This is a genomic window from Chitinimonas naiadis, from assembly GCF_054780835.1.
Genome location: NZ_BAAGVO010000004.1, coordinates 322,534 through 335,458, shown reverse-complemented (window position 1 = coordinate 335,458; position 12,925 = coordinate 322,534). Strand labels below are relative to the sequence as shown.

13 protein-coding genes are annotated in these 12,925 nt (G+C 62.1%); 8 read left to right on the top strand and 5 right to left on the bottom strand.

Annotated features, from left to right (window positions below; genetic code table 11):
- Positions 1-68: 68 nt before the first annotated feature.
- Positions 69-1,379, bottom strand: a complete 1,311-nt coding sequence (gene aroA, locus ACYVHK_RS07495) for a 3-phosphoshikimate 1-carboxyvinyltransferase (protein ID WP_460529265.1) — start codon at positions 1,377-1,379, stop codon at positions 69-71.
- 177 nt (positions 1,380-1,556) lie between these two features.
- Here aroA and cmk point away from each other — a divergent pair, with 177 nt between their 5' ends.
- The 8 genes from cmk to rfaE1 all read left to right on the top strand — a co-directional run bounded on the left by cmk (position 1,557) and on the right by rfaE1 (position 9,410).
- Complete coding sequence (gene cmk, locus ACYVHK_RS07490; RefSeq protein WP_460529262.1) at positions 1,557-2,222, top strand: (d)CMP kinase; 666 nt, start codon at positions 1,557-1,559, stop codon at positions 2,220-2,222.
- Positions 2,223-2,349: 127 nt separating this feature from the next.
- Entirely contained in the window at positions 2,350-4,053 is a 1,704-nt protein-coding gene (gene rpsA, locus ACYVHK_RS07485) for a 30S ribosomal protein S1 (protein ID WP_460529259.1), read from the top strand.
- Between the two features lie 24 nt (positions 4,054-4,077).
- On the top strand, positions 4,078-4,365 hold the full coding sequence (locus ACYVHK_RS07480; RefSeq protein WP_331988384.1) for an integration host factor subunit beta: 288 nt from the start codon (positions 4,078-4,080) through the stop codon (positions 4,363-4,365).
- Between the two features lie 128 nt (positions 4,366-4,493).
- Complete coding sequence (locus ACYVHK_RS07475; RefSeq protein WP_460529256.1) at positions 4,494-4,808, top strand: LapA family protein; 315 nt, start codon at positions 4,494-4,496, stop codon at positions 4,806-4,808.
- A 182-nt stretch (positions 4,809-4,990) separates the two neighbouring features.
- Positions 4,991-6,154: a lipopolysaccharide assembly protein LapB gene (lapB, locus tag ACYVHK_RS07470; RefSeq protein WP_460529254.1), complete on the top strand. Its 1,164-nt coding sequence runs from the start codon at positions 4,991-4,993 to the stop codon at positions 6,152-6,154.
- A gap of 76 nt (positions 6,155-6,230) precedes the next feature.
- A complete protein-coding gene (gene pyrF / locus ACYVHK_RS07465; RefSeq protein ID WP_460529251.1) occupies positions 6,231-6,929 on the top strand; it encodes an orotidine 5'-phosphate decarboxylase in 699 nt (232 codons plus the stop codon).
- 142 nt (positions 6,930-7,071) lie between these two features.
- The gene (locus ACYVHK_RS07460; protein WP_460529248.1) at positions 7,072-8,385 is read left to right on the top strand and encodes a UDP-glucose dehydrogenase family protein; all 1,314 of its coding nucleotides are present in this window, start codon (positions 7,072-7,074) and stop codon (positions 8,383-8,385) included.
- 86 nt (positions 8,386-8,471) lie between these two features.
- A complete protein-coding gene (gene rfaE1 / locus ACYVHK_RS07455) occupies positions 8,472-9,410 on the top strand; it encodes a bifunctional heptose 7-phosphate kinase/heptose 1-phosphate adenyltransferase (protein WP_460529245.1) in 939 nt (312 codons plus the stop codon).
- A 27-nt stretch (positions 9,411-9,437) separates the two neighbouring features.
- Here the strand turns inward: rfaE1 and ACYVHK_RS07450 are convergent, their stop codons facing one another.
- The 4 genes from ACYVHK_RS07450 to hpnD all read right to left on the bottom strand — a co-directional run bounded on the left by ACYVHK_RS07450 (position 9,438) and on the right by hpnD (position 12,917).
- On the bottom strand, positions 9,438-10,160 hold the full coding sequence (locus ACYVHK_RS07450; protein ID WP_460529242.1) for a substrate-binding periplasmic protein: 723 nt from the start codon (positions 10,158-10,160) through the stop codon (positions 9,438-9,440).
- A 97-nt stretch (positions 10,161-10,257) separates the two neighbouring features.
- Positions 10,258-11,559 (bottom strand): hydroxysqualene dehydroxylase HpnE, encoded by a 1,302-nt coding sequence (gene hpnE, locus ACYVHK_RS07445; protein WP_460529239.1) that lies wholly within the window; start codon positions 11,557-11,559, stop codon positions 10,258-10,260.
- Entirely contained in the window at positions 11,546-11,995 is a 450-nt protein-coding gene (locus tag ACYVHK_RS07440) for a hypothetical protein (RefSeq protein ID WP_460529236.1), read from the bottom strand. The genes hpnE and ACYVHK_RS07440 overlap by 14 nt, the downstream gene beginning before the upstream one ends.
- 85 nt (positions 11,996-12,080) lie before the next feature.
- Positions 12,081-12,917 carry a phytoene/squalene synthase family protein gene (hpnD, locus tag ACYVHK_RS07435; RefSeq protein ID WP_460529233.1) on the bottom strand — a complete coding sequence of 279 codons (837 nt, stop codon included), beginning with the start codon at positions 12,915-12,917 and terminating at the stop codon, positions 12,081-12,083.
- Between the last annotated feature and the right edge of the window lie 8 nt (positions 12,918-12,925).

Genomic DNA, 12,925 nt, shown 5'->3' with positions numbered 1-12,925 from the left:
TATGCGTTGTCCCGATTTTACGGGGCGCGCAGGCCGCTGGGCAAATTCCTGCCCGGCTTGTGCTCAGCTCACCGGGCTACCGTCGACAAGACGTCGAAGTATTCCGGGAAGGTTTTGCCCACGCATTTGGGGTCGTTGATACGGATCGGCGTGCCACCCACGGCCACCAGCGAGAAGCACATGGCCATGCGATGGTCGTCATAGGTGTCGATCACCGCGTTCGGCGTCAACCGCGCCGGCGGGGTGATGCGCAGGTAGTCCGCGCCTTCTTCGACGGTGGCGCCGACCTTGCGCAGCTCGGTCGCCATGGCGGCCAGGCGGTCGGTTTCCTTCACACGCCAGCTGGCAACATTGCGGATGGTCGTCGTGCCGTCGGCAAACAGGGCCAGGACTGCGATGGTCATGGCGGCATCGGGGATATGGTTCAGGTCGGCATCGATGGCCTTGAGCTTGCCGCCACGGGCCGCGACCGGGCCGGTGGCTTCGATCCAGTCCTCGCCCAAGGCAATCAATGCGCCCATCTGGGCCAGGGTGTCGGCGAACTTCACGTCACCCTGGATGGAGTCGGCGCCCACGCCTTCCACCCTTACCGGGCCGCCGCCCAGTGCACCGGCCGCCAGGAAGTAAGACGCCGAGCTGGCATCGCCCTCCACGTGGATGGTTCTGGGGCTCTGGTAATGCTGACCAGCCGGCAGATGGAACTCGTTCCAGCCGCGTCGTTCGACCTGCAGGCCAAAGCGGCGCATCAGGTTCAGCGTGATTTCGATATAAGGCTTGGAGATCAGCTCGCCGATCACTTCGATCCGTACGTCTTCTCCGCTCAGCGGCAGGGCCATCAGCAAGGCGGTCAGGAACTGGCTCGACACATCGCCGCGGACACGGGTACGCAGGCCGGGCTTTTCGTTGCGCTGGTTCTGCCAGGGCTTGATAGCCAGCGGCGGATAGTCGTCGTTGCCGAGGTATTCAATCTGTGCGCCCAGTTCCCGCAAGGCATCCACCAGATCGCCGATCGGGCGCTCATGCATGCGGGGGACGCCACTGAGCTTGTATTCGCCATCCATCAGCGCCAGTGCGGCTGTCAGCGGCCGGAACGCCGTTCCTGCATTGCCGAGAAACAGGTCTGCCTGCTTGACGGGAAACTGCCCGGCCACGCCGTTGACCCGGTAGTCGCGCTCCCCGGTCTGTTGCCAATTCACACCCAGGGCGGTCAGTGCCTCCAGCATGCGGCGGGTGTCGTCCGAATCCAGCAGTCCCTTGACCTCGGTACTGCCTTCGCTCAGCGCGGCCAGTAGCAAGGTACGGTTGGAGATGCTCTTGGAACCGGGCAGGCGAACGGTGCCGGCGGTGGCGGTGCTGGGGGAGAGATCGAGATATTCCATATGGGGACCGGGATTGAAATGTTGCAGTGCGATGGCAGGTGGCCCAGTGTAGCCGCAGCGCGCAAGGCAGGGGAAGTTGACGCGCACGGCAATCGTTTGCGGCGCGGGTCGACTTTGTGCGGACAAGCGCGCAGAATCCGGCCCGTTTTGGAAATACGCCTCAGGGATGGATAGCGCATGAAGACCGTTTCGGTAATCGCCATTGATGGCCCGTCGGCCTCCGGCAAGGGTACGGTTGCAGCCCGTGTTGCAGCCGCGCTGGGCTGGCACTACCTGGATTCCGGCGCCTTATATCGGTTGACTGCGCTGGCCGCGCAGATGCGGGGACTTTCGCTGGACGACGAACGGGCGATCTGCGCCGTGGCGGCCGGGCTGGACGTCGCTTTCCTGGAAGGCATGATCCTGCTGGACGGCGAAGACGCGACCGAGCTGATTCGCGCTGAATCGGTTGGTGAAGGCGCTTCCCGCGTGGCAGTGCTTCCCTCCGTGCGGGATGCCTTGCTGCAGCGCCAGCGTGATTTTGCCCGCGCTCCGGGGCTTGTCGCCGACGGTCGCGACATGGGCTCCGTGGTCTTCCCGGCGGCGCCGCTCAAGGTGTTTTTGACCGCCAGCGCGGAAGAACGCGCCAATCGACGCTATAAGCAGTTGATTGCAAAAGGGGAATCGGTTATGATCGCGCAGATTTTGCAGGACATTGAGCAGCGTGATGCGCGTGACCGCGCCCGCACAGTGGCGCCATTGCAGCAACTGCCGGACGCCCGACTGCTTGATACGACTGCGCTTACCGTCGAGCAGGCAGTACGTACCGTGCTCGATTGGTGGAAAGAAGTTTCGCCCAGATGACTGGGCAAACTACGGTGTCGATGCCAGATCGACGCCGTAGCGGAGCCAGACCCTGCGCAACGCGGGGCTGGCGTTTTTAAACTTGACCCCACAGGCAGTACACGTGGGCTATCTGGATAAATCTGAAATGACTACCGCTGTTTCTTCCATGGAAAGTTTTGCCGCCCTCTTCGAGGAAAGCCTCGCGCGCCAAGAGATGCGCTCGGGTGAAGTGATCACTGCTGAAGTGGTTGCTGTCGAAGACAAGGTGGTGATCGTCAACGCCGGCCTGAAGTCCGAGTCGCTGATCGACATCAATGAATTCAAGAACGACCAAGGTGTGGTCGACGTCAAGGTGGGTGACTTCGTTCAAGTCGCCATCGACAGCGTTGAAAACGGCTTTGGCGAGACCAAGCTGTCGCGCGACAAGGCCAAGCGCCTCGCCGCCTGGATTGACCTGGAAGAAGCGCTGGAACAGGGCATCATCAAGACTGGTCTGATCTCCGGCAAGGTCAAGGGCGGTCTGACCGTCATGATCAACGGCATCCGCGCATTCCTGCCGGGTTCGCTGGTCGACATCCGCCCGATCAAGGACACCACTCCGTTCGAAGGCAAGGACATCGAGTTCAAGGTTATCAAGCTCGATCGCAAGCGCAACAACGTGGTTGTCTCGCGTCGCGCCGTGCTGGAAGAAACCATGGGTGAAGAGCGCGAAAAGCTGCTGTCCACCTTGTCCGAAGGCGCTACCGTCAAGGGTATCGTCAAGAACATCACCGACTACGGTGCGTTCGTGGACCTGGGCGGTATCGATGGTCTGCTGCACATCACCGACCTGGCATGGCGTCGTGTGAAGCACCCGTCCGAAGTGCTGACCGTTGGCGACGAAGTGACCGCCAAGGTACTGAAGTTCGACCAAGAGAAGAACCGCGTTTCCCTGGGCCTCAAGCAGCTCGGCGAAGATCCGTGGGTGGGCCTGGGTCGTCGTTACCCGCAAAACACCCGCCTGTTCGGCAAGGTCACGAACATCACCGACTACGGTGCATTCGTTGAAATCGAACAAGGTATCGAAGGTCTGGTCCACGTGTCCGAAATGGACTGGACCAACAAGAACATCCACCCGACCAAGGTCGTTCAACTGGGCGATGAAGTCGAAGTCATGATTCTTGAGATCGACGAAGACCGTCGTCGTATCAGCCTGGGCATGAAGCAGTGCATGTCCAATCCTTGGGACGATTTCCAAGCCACCTACAAGAAGGGTGACAAGATCAAGGGCGCGATCAAGTCGATTACCGACTTCGGCGTGTTCATTGGTCTGCCAGGCGGCATCGATGGCCTGGTTCACCTGTCGGACCTGTCCTGGAACCTGCCAGGCGAAGAAGCGGTTCGCAACTTCAAGAAGGGCGACGAAGTTGAAGCCCTGGTGCTGTCCATTGATGTTGAGCGTGAGCGCATCTCCATGGGCATCAAGCAAATGGAAGGTGATCCGTTCAACAACTACGTGTCGACCTACGACAAGGGCGCTATCGTCAAGGGTACCGTCAAGTCGATGGACGCCAAGGGTGCTGTCATTGCCCTGAGCGAAGAAGTTGAAGGCTACCTGCGCGCTACCGAAGTCTCGCGTGATCGCGTCGAGAACATCGCTACCGTGCTGAAGGACGGCGAAGAAGTCGAAGCCATGATCATCAACGTTGATCGCAAGAACCGTTCGATCAACCTGTCGATCAAGGCCAAGGACAGCGCCGACGACTCCAGCGCCATCACCAAGCTGGCTTCCACTGAGTCTGCTGGCAATGCCGGTACGACCAGCCTGGGCGCTCTGCTGAAGGCCAAGCTCTCGGGCAACCAAGAGTAAGCCGCGATGTCGTCCGGTAGCCCCATGACCAAGTCCGAGCTGATCGCCAAGCTCGCGGAGCGGTACCCGCAGCTTGTGGCGAAGGATGCCGAACTGGCCGTGAAGACGATCCTCGATGCCATGGCGACCAGTCTCGCCAGTGGCCAGCGGATCGAAATTCGGGGGTTCGGTAGCTTTGACCTGAATTACCGCCCGCCGCGTGTGGGGCGCAATCCGAAATCCGGGACGAAAGTCGCGGTGCCGGAGAAGTATGTGCCTCACTTCAAGGCTGGTAAGGAGCTGCGCGAGCGAGTGGATAGCCAGGACGCCTAGTCCAGACTATCTACCGGTCTAGCATCAAGAAAAACGCGGCGTCGCAAGACGTCGCGTTTTTCTTTGGGTGCTCGGGTTAAAATGCAGCCCTCGTTCATGTCCGCCCATGCGTGACTAGGGGACTATCCGTGCGCTACCTTGCCTGGTTCATCAAGATTGTTGTCTTCCTGATCCTGTTTGCCTTTGCCGTCAAAAACACCCATCGGGTCGTGCTGTATGGCCTGCTTGATACCAGTTGGCAGGCTTCGCTGATCGTCTACCTGCTGTTGTTCTTCACGCTGGGCGCCATCGCCGGCGTACTGACCCTGCTGTTGCCGCTCACCCGTCTGCGGCGCGAGCTGCAGGCGACTCGCCAGCAGCTGGCAGAAGCGACCGCCAGCGAGCCGGTTGCCGCCGCGATACGCCGCATCGAGCCGGCGCAGCCGCTGGATGCCGTGATCTGATCCGTTAGGGCGCTTTCAGGAATCTCAGTTTCTAAGCGAGGCAAGGCGCGACTGGAAAATTTCGACGCAGCATACGTTTGATATGTAAGGAGAAATTTTTCACGAGCAACGCCGCATCGCGACGAAAATGAGGTTTCTGGAAGCGTCCGTCAGCCAAACTCATAACAACAAGGAAACACCCTGTGGAATTCGAAGCCTGGTGGCTGATACTTTTCCCCCTTTGCTTTGGCCTCGGCTGGCTGGCTGCGCGTGTTGACATCCGCCATATCCTGTCCGATTCCAAGCTCCTGCCCAGGCAGTATTTCGAAGGGCTGAACCATCTGCTCAATGACCGTACCGACAAGGCGGTCGAGGTGTTTGTCGATCTCGCTCGCAACCATAGCGAAACCATCGAGCTGCAATTCGCCCTGGGCCATCTGTTCCGCCGCAAGGGTGAGATCGAACGGGCCGTCCGCATGCACCAGAAGCTGCTGGATCGGCCTGAGCTCAAGCCATTCGAGAAGCAGACCGCCCAGTTCGAGCTGGCGCTGGACTTCATGAAGGCCGGCTTGTTCGACCGTGCCGAGGAGCTGTTCGGCAAGCTCGACGACACCGAATTCGCCCGTTCTGCCCGCCGCCACCTGCTGGATATCTACCAGCAGGAAAAAGAGTGGAACAAGGCCATCGAGACCGCCCAGCAACTGCGCGATACCAGTCATACCTACCAACATGAAATCGCTGAGTTCTATTGCGAGCTGGCGACGGGTGCGATGACCCGTTCGCAGCCCGCCGAGGCACGGCAATTCCTGCAGCAGGCACTGGCCGAGCATCGCAAGTGCGTACGGGCCAACCTGCTGCTGGGCGATCTTGCCGCCAATGAAGGCAACTATTCGGCGGCCATCGAGGCCTGGCTGCGCATCGAGTCGCAGGACCACCGCTTCCTGCCGTTCGCTGCCCGCAAGCTGCTGGACGCCTACGACAAGCTCGGCAAGCCGGAAGAGGGTACCGCACTGCTGAAAGGCTTTCTTGCCACCTACCATGAGCTCGACATGCTGGATGTGGTGGTCGAGCGCCTGGCCGCAACCGAATCCGAGCAGGCCTCTTACGACTGGCTGCGCGAGGAGTTGCGGCGCAACCCCAATATGGCCGGACTGCTCAAGCTGCTGGAAGCGCAGGCCAAGGCCGCGCCGCCGGAGCGACAGGCCGAGCTCGATACCATGCTGCGCCTCACCCAGGAGGCTACGCGCGGCCTGAGCATGTATCACTGTGCCTCGTGTGGCTTCAAGGCACGCCAGTACTTCTGGCGTTGCCCGGCCTGTAACGACTGGGAGAGCTTTCTCCCCAGCCGTGGCCAGATAAAAGCCTGATCCCGCCGGGTGCCGCCAAGGGTGCGGTACCCCTCACCAGCCCGGCTGGCCATGCGGCCATGAACTAGGAGCCATCATGTCGAACGACCCCCGCATCATCGTCCCGCTAGACTATCCCGACGCCGCCCAGGCGCTGGCCTTCGCTGATCGTGTCAGCCCTGCACTTTGCCGGCTGAAGGTCGGCAAGGAACTCTTCACCGTTGCCGGTCCGCAACTGGTCGAGGCCCTGGTAGCCAAGGGTTTCGAGATATTCCTCGATCTGAAATTCCACGATATTCCCAACACCGTCGCCCAGGCCGTCAAGGCATCTGCCAGGCTGGGAGTATGGATGGTCAACGTGCACGCCTCCGGTGGCCGCAAGATGATGCTGGCGGCCCGTGAGGCGCTTGATGCCGAGCGTCACCGGCCGCTCTTGATCGCGGTGACCGTGCTGACCAGCATGGATGGCGCCGACCTGGCCGAGATCGGTCTGCCGGAGCCGGCCGTACAGGTACCGCTACTGGCGAGGCTGACGCTGGATTGCGGCCTCGACGGCGTGGTCTGTTCCGCCCAGGAGGCTTCCGTACTGAAAAAACTCTGCGGTGCCGACTTCAAGCTGGTCACCCCGGGCATACGCCTGGCCAGCAGCGTTGCGGATGACCAGCGTCGCATCATGACGCCGGAGGCTGCTGTTGCCGCCGGTGCCGACTACCTGGTCATCGGCCGGCCCATCACGCAGAGCGCCGATCCGCTGGCCACCCTGCAAGCCATCAACGACAGCCTGGCCCTGGGCTGATCCGTTCCGCCACACCCGCCGACCGGACGCTTCCGGCCCGGCGGGTGTAGGCCACCCTTCCTACACAGACTGTCACCTCGCTGTCGCCAGACTGAAATCCGTCATCGCTACGCTTGTCGCCATTCGGGACAGGAGGCAGCGCATGAAACTCACCATCATTGGCACGGGTTATGTGGGTCTGGTTAGCGGGGCATGCCTCGCCGATGTCGGCAACGAGGTGATGTGCCTCGATCTGGATGCCACCAAGATTGCGCTGTTGCGGGAGGGCGGTGTTCCGCTCTATGAACCGGGGCTGGAGGCCATGGTCAGGCGCAACGTGACGGCCGGCCGCCTGCGCTTTACGACGAACGTGGATGAAGCCGTAGCCTACGGCGAGTTGCAGATGATCGCAGTGGGCACACCGCCGGGCGAGGATGGTTCGGCCGACCTGCAACATGTGGTTGCCGCGGCACGCAGCATCGGCGAGCGCATGGACGGCTATAAGGTGATCGTAAATAAATCCACCGTGCCAGTGGGAACGGCCGACCGGGTAAAGGCGGTCATCGGCGAGGCGTTGCGCGAGCGTGGCCGGACATTGCCCTATGCTGTGGTCTCCAACCCGGAGTTCCTGAAAGAAGGCGCGGCGGTCGAAGACTTCATGCGGCCGGACCGGATCGTGATCGGCAGCGACGATGAACAGGCCACCCAGCTGTTGCGCATCCTGTATCAGCCATTCCAGCGCAATCATGAGCGCTTGGTGAGCATGGACGTACGCTCGGCGGAGCTGACCAAGTACGCCGCCAATGCCATGCTGGCCACCCGTATTTCCTTCATGAACGAGCTGGCCAACCTGGCGGAAGCGCTGGGTGCCGATATCGAGCTGGTACGCCGGGGGATCGGCGCCGATCCGCGCATCGGCTATCACTTCCTGTATCCGGGCCTGGGGTACGGCGGTTCCTGCTTTCCCAAGGACATCAAGGCCTTGCGTCGTACTGCGGCCGAGCATGAGGTGAACTTGCATGTGCTGAGCGCCGTTGAACGCGCCAACGAGGCCCAGAAGCAGCGGCTCGTGGACAAGTTGGTGCAGCATCTGGGCCCGGACCTGCGTGGGCGCCGGATCGCCCTGTGGGGCCTGGCATTCAAGCCCAATACCGACGACATGCGTGAAGCACCCAGTCTGGCGGTCATCGAAGGCCTGCTGCAACGCGGCGCCAGCGTGATCGCGTATGATCCCGCCGCGAGCCAGGAAGCGCGCCGACGATTGGGTGAACGCATACGCTATGCGAGCGGTCCCATGGCGGCGCTGGACGGGGCGGACGCCTTGCTGATCGCGACCGAATGGAAGGAATTTCGCAGTCCGGATTTCACCGCGATCAAACAAAGCCTCAAACAGGCACTGATCATCGATGGCCGCAATCTGTATGATCCGCAGTGGATGCGCGAGCTTGGTTTTACCTATGATGCGATCGGCCGCTGAGAAGTCTCGGCCGTGACAGCATGATGCGGGTGTTGCCAGGCTTGCCAGTGCTAGAGAACACCTTGTAGAGAAGGGCAATTCCCCGCATGAAGTACGAAGATATCCGCCAGTCGCTGGCCCAGACACGCGTGTTGGTGGTTGGTGACGTGATGCTTGATCGTTACTGGTTTGGCGATGTGGAGCGTATCTCGCCCGAGGCCCCCGTGCCGGTAGCCAAGATCAGCCGGGTTGAAGAGCGCGCAGGCGGCGCCGCCAACGTGGCGCGCAATATCGCCGCTATCGGTGGCCGAGCAACCCTGCTGTCGGTGGTGGGTGACGACGAAGCCGGCAACGCACTGCAACGACTGCTGCACGACCATGGCGTGGCGACCAGCCTGCACCGTGATCCCAGCATCACCACTACGGTCAAGCTGCGGGTGGTGGCGCGTCAGCAGCAACTGATCCGGCTGGATTTCGAATACAGCCCCAGCCATGAGGTCCTGGCCGCCAAGCTGGACGATTTCCGCCTGGCTTTGCATGAACATGATGTGGTCGTCCTGTCTGACTACGGCAAGGGTGGCCTGACCCATGTGCGCGCCATGATCGAAGCGGCGCGGGCCGCCGGCAAGCTGGTACTGGTCGACCCCAAGGGGGACGACTACGCCCGCTACGCCGGTGCCACCTTGCTGACCCCGAACCGGGCTGAACTGCGTGAAGTCACCGGCCGCTGGGCGGACGACGCCGAGCTGGCCCGCAAGGCCCAGCAACTGCGGCTTGATCTGCGGCTGGATGCACTGCTGGTGACCCGTTCGGAAGAAGGCATGAGCCTGTTCGAAGCCAGCGGCGTGACCAACGAGCCGACACTGGCCCAGGAGGTGTTCGACGTCTCCGGCGCCGGCGACACCGTGATTGCCACCCTGGCCGCCATGCTGGCTGCGGGGCAGTCCTTGCCGGAAGCCATGCGCTGGTCCAATCGCGCAGCAGGTATCGTGGTAGGCAAGCTTGGCACGGCGGTCGCAACTGCGGACGAGTTGTTCGCCGCCTGATCCTGCGGCCTGCCGAGGCTGGCAGGCCTATTCGCCGTATTTCCGATCGATGGCCGCCAGGCTGCCGCTGGCTTGCAGCTGCTGGTAGGCCTGTCGCATCCGCTTGAGCAATTGCGCGTCCAACGTGGGATTACACGCCAGGTAGAGTTCGAGGTTGATCACCGGAAAGGCCGGCACGATCTTGCCGTTCAGGCCCAGCCGCTGGATCATGGCCGCCGCGGTATGACGATTGGTCAGCCAGAAGTCGAGCCGGCCAGCCAGCAGGTTCTTGATCGAAATCTCGTGGTTGGCGGACATGATCACGTTGTAGCCGCGCTTGCTCAGGTAGATGGCACTGGCGGAGCTGTGATAACCGCCGATGCGCGCCCCCATTGCAGCCTCCATGCTGGTTGCAACCAGTGGCTTGTCCGCCAGGCTGTAGAGAATGCCTTCATTCAGGGCCAGTGGGCCTATCCAACTGAACCAGGTCTCCCGCTCCGGCGTACGGGCGGTGGAATAGACGCAGGTATTGGGCTGATTGCGCGCCAAGGTCAGTGCGCGCGCCCAGGGCGTCATGATCACCTGGTAGCTGAAACCGGCCTGCCGGCTCAGGAGTTCGATCTTTTCCGTGACGCTTCCACTGATCTGCCCATCGGCCTTCTGCAGGCTGAACGGGGGGAGATCCTCGGTGTAGAACGTCAAGGCAGGCTCGGCGGCCAGGCAGGACGAAATGATCAATCCTGGCAGGAGAATGAAACGAAGGTGGGGCATGGCTCTGTTGCTGGGAAGAACAGCTTCACTATATGTGGCCGGCCGCCCGTCAATGCCGTAGGGCCCATGTTCGGAGCGGCCTGGCCGATGAACGGTGCTATTTGTGGGCCAGTTGCTGCGCAGCCGCCACGCCGCTGCGCACTGCGCCCTCCAGCGTGGCCGGGTAGTCACCGGCTGTATAGTCCCCTGCTAAGACCAGGCTCTGTTGTGCAGTTGCATGGCCGGGGCGCGCAAGCCGGGGTACGCAGGCAAAGGTGGCCCGCTTTTCGGCGATGACCTTTTGCCAGACAGCTTGGGGCAGTTGCGGAAAGCTCCGGGCAATCTCCGCCCCGACCCGCTCTGCCAGCACCTCCTGCGTCCAGCCCTGGTGTGGTCCCTCCGCACTGACCACGGCCGCCAGCAGGCCGTCCTGGCCGCACAACTGGCCACGATCGAACAGCCATTGGGCAATGGTGCCGACCAGGCCCATCATGGGCTTGGGCAATCGGGTGCCCGGCGGGTATTTCAGGTAGACCGTATAGATCGGCTGCCATTGCCACTCGGCGAGCATGGCCTGGCTGGCCGCGAGCGCGCCGCTGCTGTCCTCCAGCATGGCAAGGCGATGGGGCGGCAAGGCCACGACCACCTGCTCGTAGGGCTGGTCATGCTTGTCCAGATACCAGCCACCGTCACGCCGCTGCAACTGCTTGATCATTGCGCCGGTCTGGATGACGCCCCCCCGTGCTTCGACATAGCGTGCCGCTCCCTCGGGGAATAGGGCGGACAGATCGGTCCGTGGAATCAGGAAATCGCTGGCGGCGCGTTCCGCTGCCAGGCTGTCGCGCAGCACATTGAGCAGTATCTGGGCAGAGGCTGCGGCTATGGGCGTATTCAATGCTGCCAGCGTCAGCGGCTCCCACAGGCAGCGCACCAATTGCGCCGATTGACCCTGCTGCTGCAGCCATGCCGCCACGCTCATGTCTTCTTGCAGCCGCCAGCCCTTGAGCCGGGCGATGCTCATGGCCCGGATCGCGGCGCCGCGTTCCGCCCAGCTCAGGCCCTCGGCCCGTAGCAGACCCGCCAGGGTGTGCCAGGGTGCCGGCAGACGTGGGCAGGCCAGGCGCATGGCGCGTTGCGGACCATCGTAGACATCCAGCTCCATAGGCAGGCGTGCAAATACGTCGGCCTCCTGGAGGCCGGCGTCGTTCATCAGCCCCAGCAGGGTGCCGTAGGCCCCGACGGCCATGTGCTGGCCATTGTCGAGTACCAGGCCGTCCATCTCGACCTTACGGGCGCGGCCACCCAGTACCGGGCCGGCTTCGAATACCGTAACGGCACGGCCCAGCTTGGCCAGGGTCATGGCTGCCGCCATGCCGGCGTAGCCACCGCCGATGACGGCAGTACGATCAGATGTCTTCACGGAATATGTCGCGGTACAGGTCCGGGTAGCGTGCCAGCACCTGGCGGGCACGGTCCGGTTTGATGGGGTGGATGGTCTGGATAAAGTGCAGATTGCCCTCGGGCTCGATGGCGACGAGTTCCAGGATGAAAAAAAGCCGCCGCTCGGGCATGAAATACAGCCAGGAAGCAGAGCCCTGGCCGTACCTGGCAATCTGGTTGCTCAATTCCAGCAGACGCTTGGAATTGTCGGCGCTATAGAGGAACAGCTCGGGCGTGCCATCCTCGCGCTGGTAGGTGCGGGAGACACGGAACCCTTCAACGGCTTCCCGTATCTTGCGGCGGCGGATGGCCACCCTGTCTGCCTGGCGCATCTCCAGCCAGCCCGCTACCAGGATGGCGATGATGACCAGCGCAGCGAAGAACAGATACCAGGGCGAGAAGGGCAGTTTGTCCATTTACACGCTCATGGCTGGGTTCAAGGGGCAGTCCGTATTTGTTCAGATCCGTTATCACTGTGGTGCAGGGTACACCCAGCGTCGCTCAGGCGAACCACCATGTCTTCCAGGCCAGCCAGAGCTTGCGTAGTGGTGTCAGGCTCAGGCGCTGGTTCAGTACCTTGCCGGCACCATCTTGCTTGATCTCTTCCAGCGTGGCGCGGTAGATCGCCGCCATGACCAGCCCGGCCCGCTGGTTCTTGCGGTCGGCTGCCGGCAAGGCCTCCATGGCCTCACGGTAGTAGCCCTCGGCGCGTTCGATCTGGAACGTCATCAAGGCCCGGAAATTGTCGCTCTCACGATAATTGAGGATGTCGGCTGCCGGCACATCAAACCGTTGCAGCTCTTCCACCGGCAGGTAGATGCGACCACGGCGGGCATCCTCGCCTACATCGCGGATGATATTGGTCAACTGGAACGCCAGTCCGAGCCGTTCCGCGTACACATAGGTCTTTTCGTCCGACACGCCAAAGACGCGGGCGGACAGCAACCCCACGACCGAAGCGACCAGGTAGCAGTATTCGCGCAGATCCTTGAACGAGTTGTACCGGGCCTGGGTCAGGTCCATCTCCATGCCGTCGATGATCTGCAGCAACTGCTCCTTGGGGAGCGCCAGGCGCGCAACATGGGGCTGCAAGGCGCGGGTCACCGGATGCTGCGGTGAGCCGGCATACAGGTTGCCCACCTCGGAGCGCCACCAGTTGAGCGTAGTACGTGCGACGTTCTCGTCGTGGGTTTCGTCCACGACGTCATCCACTTCTCGGCAGAAGGCATAAAGCGCCGTAATGGCACGGCGCGTCTCCAGCGGCAGGAAACGGAAACTGTAATAGAAGCTGGATCCGCTCTGGGCGGCCTTGTCTTCGCAGTATTGATCTGGCGTCACGCGTTATC